This is a genomic window from Psychrobacter sp. FDAARGOS_221 (genome assembly GCF_002313155.2).
Lineage (GTDB): Bacteria > Pseudomonadota > Gammaproteobacteria > Pseudomonadales > Moraxellaceae > Psychrobacter.
The window spans coordinates 1,675,928-1,692,950 of record NZ_NWFK02000001.1; the positions used below are offsets into that span (position 1 = coordinate 1,675,928).

The window sequence follows — 17,023 nt, forward strand, 5'->3', positions numbered from 1 at the left end:
GTGCTAATTAAAAAGACAACAGACTACATTTATACTATCTAAACCTATAAATTAGTAAACGGACTGGTAATTTTAGGGTAATTTAACGTATAATCCTAGGTTATATTGTATATGTATTTTGGTAGCCAGTCGCCACTGTCTTCTATGCTAAGAGGTTAGCACAGGTCTATCTAGTCGCAACTATTGCTATAGAGTTTAGCGGATAGATGATCCTGTTGTGCGTGTTTTGTCGTACTGTTGCTACATTCTCTTGCAATAGCAAGTTCAATTCGCGGTACACATGTATACCGATCCTGAGTTGCTCACACCCGACAGGACGTCTGGCCTTTCTTCTCTTATGGAATAAGTTCGCTTATGATTACCATCAAAAAGGGGCTTGATTTGCCCATTGCTGGCGCACCCAGCAGTGAAATCACCCAGCATTCGCCAAAGCACATTGCGCTCATCGGCTATGATTATGTCGGCATGAAGCCTACTATGAATGTCAAAGTCGGTGATGTTGTCACGAAGGGCCAACCCGTTTATGAAGACAAAAAACGCGTTGGTGTTATCTACACCGCACCTGCCTCGGGCAAGGTAGTGGCTGTTAATCGTGGCGAGCGTCGTGTTTTTGAAAGCTTGGTTATTGAGGTGGATCCCAATGGTTCTGATGCCAATGAGATCACGTTCAATAAGTATGCTTCAAGCGAGTTAGCTGGTTTAGATTCTGAAGCTGTTGAAGCGCAATTAATCAAATCTGGTGAATGGACGGCATTTCGTACGCGTCCTTACAGCCGTACGCCTGATATAGGTACTCGCCCACAAGCCATCTTCGTTACGGCCATGGATACCAATCCTTTGGCTTATGACCCAATGCTGCTGATTCAACAAGAACAACAAGCATTTGATGACGGCCTTGCTGTGCTATCTACCTTATCGCCAAAGACTTATGTCTGCCATCATGGCAATGCGAAACTGCCTAAAACCACAAACACTGCGGCTGGCAATACCACCGTATACGAAGCGTTTGCAGGCAAACACCCTGCCGGTCTAGCGGGTACTCACATTCACTTCTTACATCCTATCAGCCGTGACGTCACGGTATGGACCATTGGATTCCAAGACGTGATTGCGATTGGTAAATTATTTACCACAGGTAGCATTTATACCCGTCGTTTAATCAGCTTAGCAGGTCCTGCTGTCTCTAACCCACGCTTAATCGTTACCGATCGTGGTGCTGATTTAACCGAGTTGACTCAAGGTGAGCTGATTGGCAATGACTACCGTATCATTACCGGTTCGGTACTTGCTGGTCGTAAAACCATTGAAAGCACTGCCTATCTTGGTCGCTTCCATAACCAAGTCAGCGTATTAGATGAAGGTCGTGAGCGTCCAGCGTTCCACTTCTTTAGCTTAGGCTTCAATCGCTTTTCAAAACTGCCTATTTATATTTCACAGTTTTTTAAAGACAGAAAATACAACTTCACCACGTCTACTAATGGCTCTCCTCGTGCAATGGTACCTATCGGTGTCTTTGAGGAAGTCATGCCACAAGACTATTTGCCAACCCAATTATTACGTGCCTTAATTGTTGAAGATATTGTTTCAGCAGTTGATCTGGGTGCATTAGAGCTAGATGAAGAAGACTTGGCACTATGTACCTTTGTCTCTCCTGGCAAATACGAGTTTGGCGACATCCTGCGTGATAACTTAACTCGCATTGAGCTGGAGGGCTAACGCTGATGAAATTTTTACATAATATCTTTGACCGCTTAGAGCCAAACTTTACCAAAGGCGGCAAATACGAGAAGTACTACGCTGTATTTGAGATGTTTGATACTTTCTTACGTCAGCCAAGCAGTACAACTCACTCAGCAGCGCACGTGCGTGACGGTATTGACCTTAAGCGCATTATGATTATGGTCTGGCTATGTACTTTCCCTGCTATGTTCTGGGGTATGTACAACGTTGGCCATCAAGCACTGACTGCTATGGCCCAATTAGGCCTACAGCCTGAAGGTTGGCGCACTGTTATTACCGGTATGGCCGGCTACGATCCAAATAGCATTTGGGCCGCTTTCGTATACGGTGCGATGCAGTTTTTACCGATTTATATTGTCACATTCGCAGTGGGTATCCTTTGGGAAATCATTTTCGCTGTGGTTCGTGGCCATGAAGTAAACGAAGGTTTCTTCGTTACCTCAGTACTATTCGCACTTTGTCTACCACCTGATATCCCATTATGGCAAGTTGCCTTAGGTATCAGCTTCGGTGTTGTGGTTGCCAAAGAAGTATTCGGTGGTACTGGTAAGAACTTCTTGAACCCTGCCCTATCTGGCCGTGCTTTCTTATACTTTGCTTACCCAGCTTATATGTCTGGTGACACAGTTTGGACAGCGGTTGATGGCTTCTCTGGTGCAACTCCACTTGGCCTATCAGCGATTGGTGTGACACCGGATCAGTTTACTGATGCTTACGGCTCTGCCATCACTTGGATGGATGCTTTCTTAGGCAACATGCAAGGCAGTATCGGTGAAGTATCTACTTTAGCTATCTTAATTGGTATGGTGTTCTTAATCTGGGGACGCATTGCCTCATGGCGTATTATTGCCGGCTGTGTGGTTGGTCTAATCGCAACCTCAATGGTATTTAACCTATTTGGTTCTGAAAGCGACAACCTAATGATGAGCCTACCTTGGTACTGGCACTTAGTATTGGGTGGTTTTGCGTTCGGTGCTGTCTTTATGGCAACCGACCCTGTATCAGCTGCTCAAACTAACAAAGGCCGTTGGGCTTATGGTATTTTGATTGGCTTTATGACTGTTTTGATCCGTGTGATCAACCCAGCATTCCCTGAAGGCATTATGCTAGCCATCTTATTTGCTAACTTGTTTGCTCCTTTATTCGACTACTTTGTCACTCAAGCAAACATCAAACGTCAAACGGCTCGGAGGATGCGTCATGTCCCAGCAGACTAAGAAAAGTAATTCAAATATGACCACCATTATGGTGGCACTGGTCTTATGTTTGGTATGTTCTGTACTGGTATCCGCCGTTGCAGTAGGCTTAAAGCCTGCACAAGTTGACAACCAACTGTTAGACCGTAACAAAAACATCTTGGTAGCCGCCGGTCTTTTTGATCCTGCGACAGATACCAACGAAGATGTTCAATCACGTTTCGATGACTTTGAGATTAAGTTGGTTGACCTTGAAAAAGGCGAATATGCCACTGAAGATCAGCTAGCGACAGCAGGCATCGAAGATGTTAACGCTTATGATGCAAACCAAGCATCAAAAAACAAAGCTTTAAGCATTGACTTAGGTAATGACGACCCAGCAAGTATTGGTGCCGTTCCTAAATTTGCAAAAGTTTATGTTAAAAATGATGCCGATGGTAAACCAGAGCTAATGGTACTTCCAGTACATGGTTACGGCCTATGGGGTACTATCTATGGCTTCTTAACCCTAGAAGGTGACCTAAATACTGTTAAAGGTATTAGTTGGTACGAGCACAAAGAAACACCAGGCCTAGGGGCACGCATTGAAGAACCAAAATGGCGTGCACAATGGGAAGGTATCCATGCATATGATGAAAATGGTGAGGTTGCAACAGGTGTAACCAAAGCCGGTCAAAGCCGTGACAACTGGGTTGACGGTATTAGCGGTGCAACACTGACCAGTGTTGGCGTAAGAAACCTTATCCAGTTCTGGCTTGGCGAGCGCGGATACAAGCCATTTTTAGATAATTTACGTGGTGGCACTCCTGATAGCGATGCTAACGCTCAAACTCAAACCACTACGGGCGAGGAGGCATAAACATGGCAACAGATACTAAAAAAATCTTAACCACGCCGATTTTTGACAACAACCCGATTGCTTTACAGATTTTGGGTATTTGTTCGGCACTGGCGGTTACAACCAGCGTAAAAAACGCGCTAGTGATGTGTATTGCACTGACCTTAGTAACTGCATTTTCAAGCTTTTTTATCTCAACAATTCGTAATCGAATTCCATCAAGTATTCGTATTATTGTGCAAATGACCATTATTGCTTCATTAGTAATCGTGGTTGACCAAATCCTAAAGGCGGTCGCTTATGACGTCAGTAAATCTCTATCGGTATTCGTTGGTCTGATTATTACCAACTGTATCGTTATGGGTCGTGCTGAAGCCTTTGCGATGAGTAACCCACCGATTCCAAGCTTTATGGATGGTATTGGTAACGGTCTAGGCTATTCAGCGGTATTACTATTTGTTGCCACAATTCGTGAACTACTGGGTAACGGTAGCATCTTAGGGTTTACTTTATTAAACCCAGTAACGGATGGCGGCTGGTACGTGCCAAATGGCTTATTATTATTACCGCCTTCAGCTTTCTTTATCATTGGTTTGTTTATTGCCGTTATTCGTACTTGGAAACCAGAGCAAGTTGAAGAAGCTGAGTTCGTTATGAAGCCTCAATCTAAAGGCATGGCTCATGGAGGAGGACACTAATGGGACACTATGTCAGTCTATTTATCACGTCTGTTTTTATTGAAAACATGGCGTTAGCCTATTTCCTAGGCATGTGTACCTTCTTAGCCGTTTCTAAAAAGGTATCAACTGCAATCGGCCTTGGCGTCGCAGTTATCGTGGTTATGGCCATTACTGTACCGCTTAACAACCTGTTATTTCAGTTCATTTTGAAAGACGGTGCGTTAGCATGGGCAGGCTTCCCAGAAATGGATCTAAGCTTCTTAGGCTTATTGAGCTACATCGCTTTGATTGCAGCAACGGTTCAAATCTTAGAGATGTTCTTAGATAAATTCGTGCCTGCACTATACAACGCGCTAGGCGTGTTCTTACCACTAATTACCGTAAACTGTGCCATCATGGGTGGTGTATTATTCATGGTTGAGCGTGATTACAACTTCACTGAATCATTAACTTATGGTGTTGGTGCTGGTTTTGGTTGGGCACTAGCGATTACGCTACTTGCAGGTATTCGTGAAAAGTTAAAGTACTCAGACGTCCCTGCCCCACTACGTGGCCTGGGTATTACTTTCATTACTGTCGGATTGATGTCGCTTGGATTTATGTCATTTGGTGGCATGTCAATTTAATGAACCGATTTAAATTGCCCAATTTATAGATAACAAGCGATTTTAATATTTAAATAAGGACAAAAATCATGGAGTTATTTGGTACCGCCATTGGCGGCGTCGCCATGTTTACCCTGATTATCATGAGCTTGGTAGCCATTATTTTGATTGCCCGCTCACGATTGGTCAGTTCAGGGGATGTCACCATTCGTATTAATGACAATCCTGACAACGACGTGGTCACGCCAGCTGGTGGTAAACTTTTACAAACCCTAGCAAGCGAAGGTATCTTTCTATCTTCTGCTTGTGGTGGCGGTGGTACGTGTGCACAGTGCCGCTGTAAAGTGATTGAAGGTGGTGGTTCGATTCTACCAACCGAAGAAGGTCACTTCACTCAAGGTGAAATTCGCGATCACATGCGTCTTGCCTGTCAGGTTTCTGTTAAGCAAGACATGAAAATTGAGATTGACCCAGAATTCTTTGATGTACAGAAGTGGGAATGTGAAGTGGTTTCTAACCACAACGTTGCTACCTTCATTAAAGAATTGGTATTGAAAATCCCTGAAGGCGAAGAAGTAAACTTCCGCGCCGGTGGTTATGTTCAGCTTGAAGCGCCACCGCACGAAGTTCACTACAAAGACTTTGATATTGATGAAGAATACCTGGAAGACTGGGAAAAGTTCAACATGTTCCGTTATGTGTCAAAAGTAGACGAAGAAGTGATTCGCGCCTACTCTATGGCAAACTACCCAGACGAAAAAGGTATCATCAAGTTCAACATTCGTATCGCAAGTCCACCTCCACGTGGTCCAGAAGGTATCCCACCAGGCAAAATGTCTTCTTGGGTATTTAACCTAAAACCAGGTGATAAAGTAACTGTTTCAGGTCCTTATGGTGAGTTCTTCGCCAAAGACACCAAAGCAGAAATGGTATTCATCGGTGGTGGTGCCGGTATGGCGCCAATGCGTTCACATATCTTCGACCAGCTAAAACGTCTAGAATCAGATCGTAAGATCAGCTTCTGGTATGGTGCACGCTCGGTTCGCGAGATGTTCTATGTTGAAGATTACGACATGCTACAAGATCAGTTCGATAACTTCGAATGGCACGTGGCCTTGTCTGATCCATTACCTGATGACAACTGGGATGGTTACACTGGATTCATTCACAACGTATTATACGAAGAGTATCTGAAAGATCATCCAAACCCAGAAGATTGTGAATACTACATGTGTGGGCCACCGGTGATGAACGCTGCCGTTATCGATATGTTACATAGCTTAGGCGTTGAAGATGAAAACATCTTACTTGATGACTTTGGTGGTTAATCCCTAATCCCATAACAGCAAGTCTCATAACAGTAATAAACTGTGATAAATTAAGAGTCTCAAACTGAGGCTCTTTTTTTATGCCCATTCAAAATGCGTATTCTTTATAATAAGAAAAAATCAAATACCCTAGCTGAATCGCTTTAAATTTTAGTAATTTGGATAAACAACTCAAATAAGAAAGGATGCTTATGACAACGAAAGCTAAGATTAAACATTTAACAGTCTGGATTACCGGTGCATCAAGTGGCTTAGGCGAAGCACTGGCCATCGAATTTGCCCGCCGTGGTGCCCGCGTGGTATTAAGTGGACGTAATACCGCAAAACTTGAAGCGGTAAAAAATAAATGCAAAAAGCCAAAAAAACATCACGTTGTTGCCTTTGACATCTTAGATGCTGAACAAACCAAAGCCGCTTATCATACGGTAATGTCTCAAGCCGGTCAGGTAGATTGGCTAATTAATAACGCAGGCGTCAGTCAACGCTCGCTAATTATGGACACAGAAGAAGCCGTTGAACGCCAGTTGATGGAAATTGATTATTTTGCCCAAACCAGACTAACGCGATTGCTATTGCCTGCGATGATTGAGCAAGGCGGCGGCAAAGTAGTAATGGTATCCAGTGTGGCTGGCCTACTCGGTACCCAATATCGTGGCGCATACGGCGCCGCCAAAGCAGCACTGCATATGTGGGCCAATAGTTTGCGGGCAGAATTAAGCGAACAAAATATTCAAGTCGCTACTATCTTCCCAGGCTTTATTCAAACCAATGTGTCTATTAATGCACTTACTGGTGATGGCAGCACTCAAGGTACGATGGATGAAGCCACTGACAAAGGCTTAAGCGCAGCAGCATTTGCAAAACAAGTGGTAAAAGCATTAGCAAAAGACAAAGAATATGTTATTGTCGCCGGTCAAAAAGAAAAACTGGCCACCGTGCTAAATCGAGTGTCACCATCTAAGTTGTATCAGGTTATTCGTAAGGCCAAAGTCACATAATCAATTGACTTAATACTGTCACTTAAATAAAAGCGCTTAATAAGCTGGTAATAAGAAACCCTGAATACAACTCAGCCAGACGGTGCAACTCGTATGTAAAATTGATGCAGGCCATATCAATCGTCTCATTCCCTCACTCATAAAAAAAAGGATGCCCTATGTCCCTTCCTACGCTTTCTATGAAAACAACCGTCACTACCAGTGCCGTGCTTGCCAGCGCTCTGGCTGTTAGCGCCTGCCAGCAAGCCCCTCAATATAACTATATCGAGGGAGAGACGATGGGCACCAGCTATCACATTACCTTTCAGCAGCCTAAAGATGTCGATGAAGAGCAGATTAAACAATCCATTGAGCAGCGCCTGCAAGCCATCAACGACAGCATGTCGACTTATCAAGAAGACAGTACCATCTCTAAGTTTAACCGCTTAGCTGCGGGTCAATCATTGACGGTCGATCCTTACTTTATAAAAGTCTTACAAGACTCAAAGCAGGTATATCAAAGCTCTGGCGGCGCTTTTGATCCAACCATCATGCCGTTAATTAACCTATGGGGTTTTGGCAGTGTGATGACGGTAGAGCGCTTGCAAAACCCGCCTTCTGAGGCCGATATTAATAGCGCAAAATCGTTGATAGACTTTGACAGTATTAAGCTTAGCGGTGATCAACTCAGCAAAAATAAAGAAGGCGTGCAGTTAGACTTCTCTGCCGTGGCCAAAGGCTATGGTGTCGATGTCATCGCTGACGTGTTAAAAAGTGAGTATAAAATCAATAACTATATGGTAGAAATTGGCGGCGAAGTGGCCACTTCAGGAGTCAATCAAAAAGCACACTCTTGGCAAATTGCCATTGATGCACCGATTATCGACAGCTCGGTCAGTGAGCGGGTCACTATTGCTGCCATTCGTCAGCCAAAATCAGTGGGTAACTTACATATTGCAACCTCTGGCAACTATCGTAACTCGGTTATTTTTGACGGTAAGCGCTACAGCCACACCATCGATCCAACGACCGGTCAGCCTATTGCCGGCGGCGCGCCATCGGTCACTGTCGCGGCAGAGTCGGTCTCTATCGCTGATGCTTGGGCAACCGCTCTGACTGCCATGAGCTATGAGCAAGCACTGAAATCAGCCACAGACAATGATGTTGCAGCGATGTTTATCATCCCTAAAGATGGCAAGATTCATGATGAAGTGGCCAGCGCCGATGACATTGCAAAAAACAAAGCCGATCCGCAGGCTTATTGGCAAATTGTCGAAACCCCAGCCATGCAAGCCATACGTGCAGATACAGGTCAGTAGTTTAACTTTTAAAATATCGCTTATAACTTGGGCTTAGAACACAACCCATAGCATTCCTTATAGCGCCACTTGCCGCTTATCTGCCGTTTAAATAAAGCGAGATAAATTGGCGGGTGTGCGCTAATTGCTACAGTCACCTTACAGGCTGTTATATTTTTTGTATATGCTTTAAAATAGTCGATTTGCATGTAGCAAGCGTGTATTAACACTAAGGATATACAATGATTTATTCATTGATGGCATTAGTATTTGTTTTGGGTTATATAGCGATTGCTCTGGAACATAATGTTCATGTGGATAAGGCAGCCTCTGCCCTATTGACCGCTATTATAATCTGGACACTCCTCGTCTTTGGCGCCGATACCCTCCTTGCCGAAGAACTGGCACAGTCAGGCAGCCTTCCGGTAACCGATCTATTAAACTCTGAGCTTCGACATCACCTCGCCGAGATTGCAGAAATTCTGTTCTTCTTAATGGGTGCGATGGTTATTGTGGAGCTTATCGATGCTCACGATGGCTTCTACGCCATTACCAGTCGTATCAGGACCACCAGCGCCATTAAGCTGCTTTGGACTATCGGTACCTTAACCTTCTTTTTCTCAGCATTATTAGATAACTTGACCACCACCATTGTGATGGTGTCGTTATTGCGTAAGCTGATTGAAGACAAGCAAATGCGATGGTGGTATGTGGGCATGGTCGTTGTCTGTGCCAACGCTGGCGGTGCTTGGTCACCGATTGGCGACGTTACCACCACCATGTTATGGATCGGTAGCCAAGTGACGGCAAGTAAGATCATTGTTGACTTAATTGTGCCAAGCTTGATTGCTGCTGTGGTGCCTTTGTCTATTCTAAGTATTATGTTTAGAGGCAAAAAGATTGTCCGACCCAAGCCGGTTAAACCGATTGCACCCTCATCAAGCAGTAACTATTTAGGTGATGATGGTAAGTCTAGTGGCATACCTGCGACCTATATGGAATCGCCCTTACCGAGTGCCCCTGAAGGCTCTTTACCAAAAAATGAAATCGCAGCTTTTGCACAACGCACCATCACTAACAAAATGCGAGTCAGTGTCTTAGCGCTCGGTCTGTCAGCATTGGCATTCGTACCAATCTTTAAGACAGTGACTCACTTGCCGCCTTATATGGGTATCTTATTTGGGGTTGGCGTACTGTGGATTTTCACCGAAGTGATCCACCGTCATCATGACTGGTATGTCAAAGAGCGTATGACGGTCGTTGGTGTGTTGACCCGTGTCGATATGCCCAGTATTTTATTCTTTTTGGGTATTCTATTGGCAGTGGCAGGCTTAGCAACCGCAGGGCATCTAACCGATGTGGCGTTATGGCTAGACAATACCTTTGGTAACTTATATGTGATTAACGTATTAATCGGTCTATTATCATCGTTGGTTGATAACGTCCCCTTGGTCGCTGGTGCGATGAAGATGTATCCACTATTAACCGATGCATCTGTTGCTCATTTATCTGGTGCTGAGTTAGCACGTCAAAGTCAGTTCTTACAAGACGGTGCTTTCTGGCACTTCTTAGCCTACTGTGCTGGTACTGGCGGTAGCTGCTTAATCATCGGTTCAGCAGCAGGTGTTGCTGCGATGGGTATGGAGAAAGTACCTTTCATGTGGTATCTAAAACGCATCAGTGGCTTGGCCTTAATTGGTTATTTGGCCGGTGCTGCTGCTTATATTTTAATCCACGTGGTTTAATATAGCTAAGTTGTTATAAAATATAGCATTAAGGGCAATCATTAAGCGGTTGCCCTTTTTTGTGATTGAAAAAAGGCGTTTTTTACACCTAACCTTACAGCCGCTTTTACAGCATTAATACCTCCTAACCTACCTAGGGCTAGCAATTGTGCTAAAATAGAGAGTCATAAACACATTAAAATTCAGCTTGTGCACTTATATTGATTTTAATAAGCCCTATAAACAAGCGCTTAAAGTGAGGTTATTATGCTCGCTCAACTTCTTCCTATGCTTGGCATTACCTTTGCCGTATTCGTCCTATTTTTCTTATTCATGGGCATCGGTTATATGGTCAAAAAAGAGCCACTACGTGGTTCATGTGGTCGTGTGGCCAATTTGATGGGTGATGAAACCTGCCAGTTCTGTGGCAATGATCCTAACCTGTGTGAACAGATCAACGATGAAAAAGCTTTTGATAGCAAAAAAGCCGCTGATTTAGGCAAATCTGCAATGTAATAAAAGCAATATTAACAGTACACTCTACTGACTTAAAGCAGACGATTGATTAAAAGCAGAAGACTGATTAATAACAGATAATTGGGTTATTTCATTCATCACATAACCAATTCTGATACATAGCCAAAATATTTTCGCTGTTTATTTGTTTCTGCTATTTTTCTATTTCTGCTATAGTTAAAACCATCGCTTCGGCGATGGTTTTTTATGACATCAACTTTTTGTTTTCAGTCATAGATTTTTTATCACAGCTTCTTTGTCACAGTTTTTTTGTCACAGCTCTTTTATCACAGATAAGTGGTCTATTATGGCAAGCTCAAGCTCAACCTCTCCGACTCCGCAACCCCCTCACCACCAGCCCGCTTCACGCGCAGTTTTTTGGTTGGTGTTAATTGCCATTTTATTAATGGCCAGCAATATGCGCTCGCCTATCGTCGCTTTAGGATCTATTGCACCGGTTGTGCAACAAGACTTAGGGCTGAAAGCCACGCATATCGGTTGGCTGGGTGCCATTCCGATGCTGATGTTTGCCCTAGGCGCCTTGGTTTCACCGGCTATTGGTAAGCGCTTTGGCTTAGAGAACACCTTAATTGCGGTAATTATCGCCATTACCTCCGGCATTATTATTCGCTCCACTTGGCTTGAATGGCATGGTTTCTTGTTTGGTACAGTATTACTGTCACTGGCGATTGGATTTGCCAATACCTTGGTAGCGCCTGTGATTAAGCAGCATACGCCCGGCAGTATCGCCCTAGTGACTAGTATGTTTAGCTTAACCATGTCTGTGATGGCAGGCATTGTCTCTGGTGTGGTATATCCGCTGTCTGAACACGTGGGTTGGCAGTGGGCGCTTGGCGGTTGGGGTGCTTTGAGTATTGCGGCGCTTGTGGTGTGGGTTGTGTTAAGAATAAAGCTTGGCTCATCACATAAGATGCCAGCGGCTGTATTGACAGAAAGTGAAGTGACTCAAGAAGCCACCTCTATTTGGAAGGCGCCTCTTGCGTGGCAGCTAGCGATTTTTATGGGGCTACAGTCGTTGCTGTTTTATACCATTGCCGCCTTTTTACCGTCTATCTGGATTGGTAAAGGGCTCACGGAAGTCAAAGCTGGTAGTATGGCCTCTGTGTTCCAGTTTATGGCGCCGATTGCCATCATTGGTATGACCTGGCTGATACGTAACCGAGGTATTAAATTGCAGTCGGTAGCCATTGCAGCGACCGTACTGAATGTCACGGGGCTGGTTGGCATCTCTTACCTGCCATTGGCGATGCCATTTGTGTGGACTGGAGCGATGGGCTTAGGCTGCGCCGCGATATTTACGCTGTGTATTATGCTGTTTTCACTGCGCACTTATACTCCAGGTCAGGCCAGTAAGTTATCTGGAATGGTACAAACCATCGCTTATCTGATTGCCTTTGCTGGTCCGTTTGGCGCCGGGTGGTTGTATGAACAAACCAGCAGCTGGGATGCGCCGTTATTATTTATTCTGATAGTGACCATCATCAATATCATTATTGCTTGGCTCGCCAGTCGTCCTATTATGATTGACGGCAAACCGGCATAACGATTATAGTCAATTAAAGGCTAAATGATTAAAGCAGAGGCACAAACAATTTTTAATTCGCTTTGATTAAAAAGCGGCAACAAAACAATGGAATCGGTACTGTTATGAAGTTTTCAAAATATGGGCAACAATTTACCAAGACCAGCGCCATCTCACAGCTTATGGACGATTTGGGTGATGCTTTAAAAAGTCCAACCCCAGTCAATATGTTAGGCGGCGGCAATCCCGCGCGTATTGATAAAGTGAACGACGCCTTTTTTTCAGTGTATCAATCATTAGAAGACGGTGGTCTTGATAGCGATGCCATTGAATCCATTGGTAACTACTCAAACCCGCAAGGCGATGCCAAATTTATCAATGCTTTGGTCGAATTTTTTAATCGTCATTACGACTGGAACCTAACCACAGACAATATCGCTTTAACCAATGGTTCGCAAAACGCCTTCTTTTATTTGTTCAACCTATTTGGCGGTGCGTTTGAAGATGAGCAAGGCAACACCAGTAACAAGTCTATCCTACTTCCGTTAGCGCCTGAGTATGTCGGCTACAGCGATGTTCAAATTGACGGTGAACACTTTATTTCAATTAAGCCAGAGATTGAAGAAGTCGAGCACGACGGTGATACTGGCTTTTTTAAATACTCGGTCGATTTTAAAGTATTAGAAAACTTGCCTGCGCTAAAAAATGGTGAGGTCGGCGCTATTTGTTGTTCACGCCCAACCAATCCAACTGGCAACGTGTTAACCGATGATGAAATGGCGCATCTTGCCCAAATCGCTAAACAGTATGACGTACCGCTGATTATTGATAACGCCTACGGTGAACCCTTCCCCAATATTATTTATCCTGATGTTAATTTGAATTGGGATAGCAACACCATTTTGTGCTTTAGCCTGTCAAAAATTGGCCTACCTGGTACCCGTACCGGCATCATCATTGCCGCACCAGAAGTGGTGAAGACCGTCAGTGCCATGAATGCGGTAGTCAATCTTGCCCCCACTCGTTTTGGGGCAGCTATTGTTGCGCCACTGCTTGAAAATGATCAATTAAAACAGCTGTGTGATGATACGATTCAGCCGTTTTATGCCAATAAAGCCAAGCTCGCCATTAGTCATATTAAATCTGAGCTGGGCGATTATCCAGTATTTATTCATAAGCCAGAGGGTGCGATTTTCTTATGGGTTTGGTTTAAAGATTTACCGATCAGCACCACCGAGCTATACGAACGCTTAAAGCAAAAAAATACACTAATTATCCCAAGCGAGCACTTCTATCCTGGCTTAGATACCAGCGATTATCCGCATGCATTTGAATGTATCCGTATGAGTATTGCCGCCAGTGATGAGACCTTAGAGTCGGGTATTAAAGTGATTGGTGAAGTGGTACGTGAGCTGTATGATAATAAGTAGTTGTGATAATCCATAACTAAATCCAACCACAACACTATCCCTACTTAATAGAATCAATGCCCAAGCTTGAACCTATCAAGATTGGGCATTTTTTTATTATTAGCGCATCTCTATACTATATATCAGATATACATATACACTGCCCTTCAGCTATCAACTGTCTACTCTCATCACCTCTTCCTTTCATTATCTTAAGGCTCTGCCATGACTGCCTCAACCCTTTTATTCTCAACCAAGATGGCCGATGTTCATCTTATTAACCATAAGTTTGCACAGCCACTGCAACAGTATTTAGTTGCTAATAAACAACGCCTAGCCCCATTTGAGCCAGCCAGAGATGCAGATTATTTCACACTGGATAGTATCAAAAACCGTATTGATGCCATGCTAGATGATTACCAGCAGCAGCGTGGAATATCAATGCTGATAACTCTATTAGACAGCTGTCAGGTCATAGGCAGCGTTAACTTTACCGGCTTTATGTATGGCGTATTTCAAGCAGGCTATTTGGGCTTTTCAATCGATAAAGACTTTGAAGGTCAGGGCATCATGAGAGCCGTATTAACCGACGCTCTACAGTATGTGCATGCGCAATACGGGCTACACCGCATTATGGCCAATCATCTGCCTGACAATAACCAAAGCGCACGTCTGCTTAAGAGACTGGGTTTTGAAAAAGAAGGCTATGCCAAATCGTATTTAAAAATTAACGGCCAATGGCGAGATCACGTTCTAAACTCGATAGTGTTTGAAGACAGTATTTGAAGACATTATGTGAAGATAGGGTTTAACAGTAAGCTTTGAAGATACTATTTGATAACACGGGGTTATAAGCGCGGATGACTATAACCATTCATAAACAGCTAAACCTCATGATCACTGCTAGTATATAAGCATCATTTTATTATTATCATTTGTTTAATTATTTTTAAAAACCATACCAATTTTTATTTGAGGTTCGTTATGTCCTTGGCATTCTTAAAGCCGTTAACCGCTCTGGTGGTTGCCAGTGCCATGCTGATAGGCTGTCAGCCCAACACCAATGACAGCAATGATGCAGAGACAGCTGACAATGCAGCAAGCAGCACTGAATCAACCACGGCAACCAACAATACAGCCGCACAACAACCCACTGACGCTGAAATAACTGCCCAAAATACCACATCAGAAGAAGTCATTGAACAGCCTGTGACCATCTTGGCATTGGGTGATTCATTGACCGAAGGCTTAGGTCTAGCAGAAGAAGACGCCTACCCTGCGCAGCTAGAGAAAGCTTTACAGCAAGCCGGTTACGTCAATGCCAAAGTGATTAACTCTGGCTTAAGTGGCGAGACCAGCACAGGCCTAGTGAACCGCTTGGACTGGGTATTAAAGACCAAACCTGATATTACTATCTTGACCATCGGCGCCAATGATGCGATGCGCGGTATCGATGTGGCGACTGTAGACAGTAACATTCGCACTGCCATACAACGCTTGCAAGACGAAGGCAGCGTGATCGTGTTAGGCGGGATGCAGATTTATGATAACTTGGGCGATGAATACGTAAAATCTTTTTCAGCGCTTTACCCGAAAATAGCCGAAGACACCGGCGTGGCCTTTATTCCTTTCTTTTTGGATGGGGTGGGCGGTGTGCCTGAGTTGAATCAAGCCGATGCCATTCATCCAACCGCTGAGGGCTATACCCGTATCGTGCAGAATAATATCCTGCCTGTGCTGAAGCCAACATTAGCTGAATTCGTTGATGAGCAAACAGCTGATAGCGCACAACCCTAACCTTGCCTGACTAAGCCTGACTATGAATGAGAGACCCGATGACCAACGTAAATCCTCCAACTAAGCCGTTATTACACGCGACCAATCTCAGCAAAAGCGTAATGATTGGCGATACCAAAACTGACATCATCAAAGGCGTGGATGTCGCCGTCAATGCCGGTGAGTTTGCAGTAATTATGGGTAAATCTGGCTCGGGTAAGTCGACCTTATTGGGTCTACTGGCGGGGCTTGATTATCCAGACAGCGGCGAGGTTTGGCTAGATGGTCAAAACCTGACTGCCCTATCAGAAGATGAGCTGGCACAAAAGCGTCAGCAACACATGGGTTTTGTGTTTCAGTCATTTCATCTGTTGCCAACACTGACCGTCGCTGAGAACATCGCCTTTCCACTAGATATTGCACGCCAGCCGGATGCTGAACGAGTGGAAGAATTGTTAGAAGCAGTGGGGCTAACCCATCGCCGTGATAGCCTACCGCATCAGCTTTCTGGCGGTGAGCAACAACGTACAGCCTTGGCTCGTGCCTTAGTTGCACGTCCAAAGATTATCTTTGCTGATGAACCCACTGGTAACCTTGATGAGCAAAACGCGCAGCAGGTAATGAGCTTACTGGTTGAGCTGCAGCAGCAATCTGGTACTGCCTTGGTAGTGGTCACCCATGATCCAGCAATGACCGAGCATGCCGATCAGGTCATTACCATCCATGATGGACGGGTTGAATGAACCTAGCATTATTCGACTTCGACGGCACCATTACCCATACAGATACCTTTACGCAATTTATGCTGTACGCGGTGCCTAAAAACAGATTGCGTCTCGGTAAACTGGTACTGCTACCCACGCTAATCAAATATAAATTAGGCTTTGAAAAAGGTCGTGATATCCGCGCAAAAATCTTACACTTTGCTTTTAAGGGCGTCGATGAGCACAGACTGCAAGCCAAAGGCCAAGCTTATGCCTATCATATTCTGCCCAAATTTTTGCGCCCTAGTGCCATGCAACGACTGCAATGGCACAAAGACAGAGGCGACACTGTGGTTATCGTTTCCGCTTCTTTGGATATATATCTAAAGCCTTGGTGCCAACGACATGGGCTGAAGCTGATATGCACCGAAGTGGATGCAAAAAATGGCGTTGTCACCGGCTTTAGCAAGCAAGGCGACTGCAGCTCTCAGCAGAAACAACAGCGTGTTATGCAACAATTTAAGCTGTCTGATTATCAGCATATTTATGCCTATGGCGACACGCCAGAAGATAATGAGCTGCTAGCAATGGCGTCGTCGGATGATAAGCGTTTTTATCAGTACTTTGATTAACCATCGACACCATCTGTACTGCTGTCTATGTCTGTGCTAATCACTTACCGCCTATTA

At 44.4% G+C, this 17,023-nt stretch carries 16 protein-coding genes; all 16 read left to right on the forward strand.

Annotation, left to right across the window (positions count from 1 at the left end; translation table 11 throughout):
• Window positions 1-354 precede the first annotated feature (354 nt).
• The 16 genes from A6J60_RS06985 (at window position 355) to A6J60_RS07060 (ending at window position 16,966) form a co-directional block, all read left to right on the forward strand.
• Entirely contained in the window at window positions 355-1,716 is a 1,362-nt protein-coding gene (locus A6J60_RS06985; RefSeq protein ID WP_096065341.1) for a Na(+)-translocating NADH-quinone reductase subunit A, read from the forward strand.
• 5 nt (window positions 1,717-1,721) lie between these two features.
• The gene (locus tag A6J60_RS06990; protein WP_096065342.1) at window positions 1,722-2,957 is read left to right on the forward strand and encodes an NADH:ubiquinone reductase (Na(+)-transporting) subunit B; all 1,236 of its coding nucleotides are present in this window, start codon (window positions 1,722-1,724) and stop codon (window positions 2,955-2,957) included.
• On the forward strand, window positions 2,941-3,795 hold the full coding sequence (locus A6J60_RS06995; RefSeq protein ID WP_096065343.1) for a Na(+)-translocating NADH-quinone reductase subunit C: 855 nt from the start codon (window positions 2,941-2,943) through the stop codon (window positions 3,793-3,795). Before A6J60_RS06990 ends, A6J60_RS06995 begins: the two co-directional genes overlap by 17 nt.
• A gap of 2 nt (window positions 3,796-3,797) precedes the next feature.
• The gene (locus A6J60_RS07000; RefSeq protein ID WP_096065344.1) at window positions 3,798-4,472 is read left to right on the forward strand and encodes an NADH:ubiquinone reductase (Na(+)-transporting) subunit D; all 675 of its coding nucleotides are present in this window, start codon (window positions 3,798-3,800) and stop codon (window positions 4,470-4,472) included.
• Entirely contained in the window at window positions 4,472-5,080 is a 609-nt protein-coding gene (gene nqrE, locus A6J60_RS07005; protein WP_096065345.1) for an NADH:ubiquinone reductase (Na(+)-transporting) subunit E, read from the forward strand. The genes A6J60_RS07000 and nqrE overlap by 1 nt, the downstream gene beginning before the upstream one ends.
• 68 nt (window positions 5,081-5,148) lie before the next feature.
• Window positions 5,149-6,387, forward strand: coding sequence for an NADH:ubiquinone reductase (Na(+)-transporting) subunit F (nqrF, locus tag A6J60_RS07010; protein WP_096065346.1), 1,239 nt, complete (start codon window positions 5,149-5,151; stop codon window positions 6,385-6,387).
• A 191-nt stretch (window positions 6,388-6,578) separates the two neighbouring features.
• Complete coding sequence (locus A6J60_RS07015) at window positions 6,579-7,385, forward strand: SDR family NAD(P)-dependent oxidoreductase (protein WP_227526091.1); 807 nt, start codon at window positions 6,579-6,581, stop codon at window positions 7,383-7,385.
• Between the two features lie 158 nt (window positions 7,386-7,543).
• Complete coding sequence (locus A6J60_RS07020) at window positions 7,544-8,683, forward strand: FAD:protein FMN transferase (protein ID WP_096065348.1); 1,140 nt, start codon at window positions 7,544-7,546, stop codon at window positions 8,681-8,683.
• A gap of 221 nt (window positions 8,684-8,904) precedes the next feature.
• Window positions 8,905-10,407: a sodium:proton antiporter NhaD gene (gene nhaD / locus A6J60_RS07025; RefSeq protein WP_096065349.1), complete on the forward strand. Its 1,503-nt coding sequence runs from the start codon at window positions 8,905-8,907 to the stop codon at window positions 10,405-10,407.
• A 246-nt stretch (window positions 10,408-10,653) separates the two neighbouring features.
• Window positions 10,654-10,902, forward strand: coding sequence for a (Na+)-NQR maturation NqrM (gene nqrM, locus A6J60_RS07030; RefSeq protein WP_096065350.1), 249 nt, complete (start codon window positions 10,654-10,656; stop codon window positions 10,900-10,902).
• A 307-nt stretch (window positions 10,903-11,209) separates the two neighbouring features.
• Window positions 11,210-12,466, forward strand: coding sequence for a CynX/NimT family MFS transporter (locus A6J60_RS07035; protein WP_096065351.1), 1,257 nt, complete (start codon window positions 11,210-11,212; stop codon window positions 12,464-12,466).
• 104 nt (window positions 12,467-12,570) lie between these two features.
• A complete protein-coding gene (locus tag A6J60_RS07040; protein WP_096065352.1) occupies window positions 12,571-13,875 on the forward strand; it encodes a valine--pyruvate transaminase in 1,305 nt (434 codons plus the stop codon).
• A gap of 204 nt (window positions 13,876-14,079) precedes the next feature.
• Entirely contained in the window at window positions 14,080-14,640 is a 561-nt protein-coding gene (locus A6J60_RS07045; RefSeq protein WP_096065353.1) for a GNAT family N-acetyltransferase, read from the forward strand.
• Between the two features lie 198 nt (window positions 14,641-14,838).
• Complete coding sequence (locus tag A6J60_RS07050) at window positions 14,839-15,651, forward strand: arylesterase (RefSeq protein ID WP_096065354.1); 813 nt, start codon at window positions 14,839-14,841, stop codon at window positions 15,649-15,651.
• A 38-nt stretch (window positions 15,652-15,689) separates the two neighbouring features.
• A complete protein-coding gene (locus tag A6J60_RS07055) occupies window positions 15,690-16,373 on the forward strand; it encodes an ABC transporter ATP-binding protein (protein ID WP_096065355.1) in 684 nt (227 codons plus the stop codon).
• Complete coding sequence (locus tag A6J60_RS07060; RefSeq protein WP_096065356.1) at window positions 16,370-16,966, forward strand: HAD-IB family hydrolase; 597 nt, start codon at window positions 16,370-16,372, stop codon at window positions 16,964-16,966. The genes A6J60_RS07055 and A6J60_RS07060 overlap by 4 nt, the downstream gene beginning before the upstream one ends.
• The last annotated feature ends 57 nt before the right edge of the window (window positions 16,967-17,023 follow it).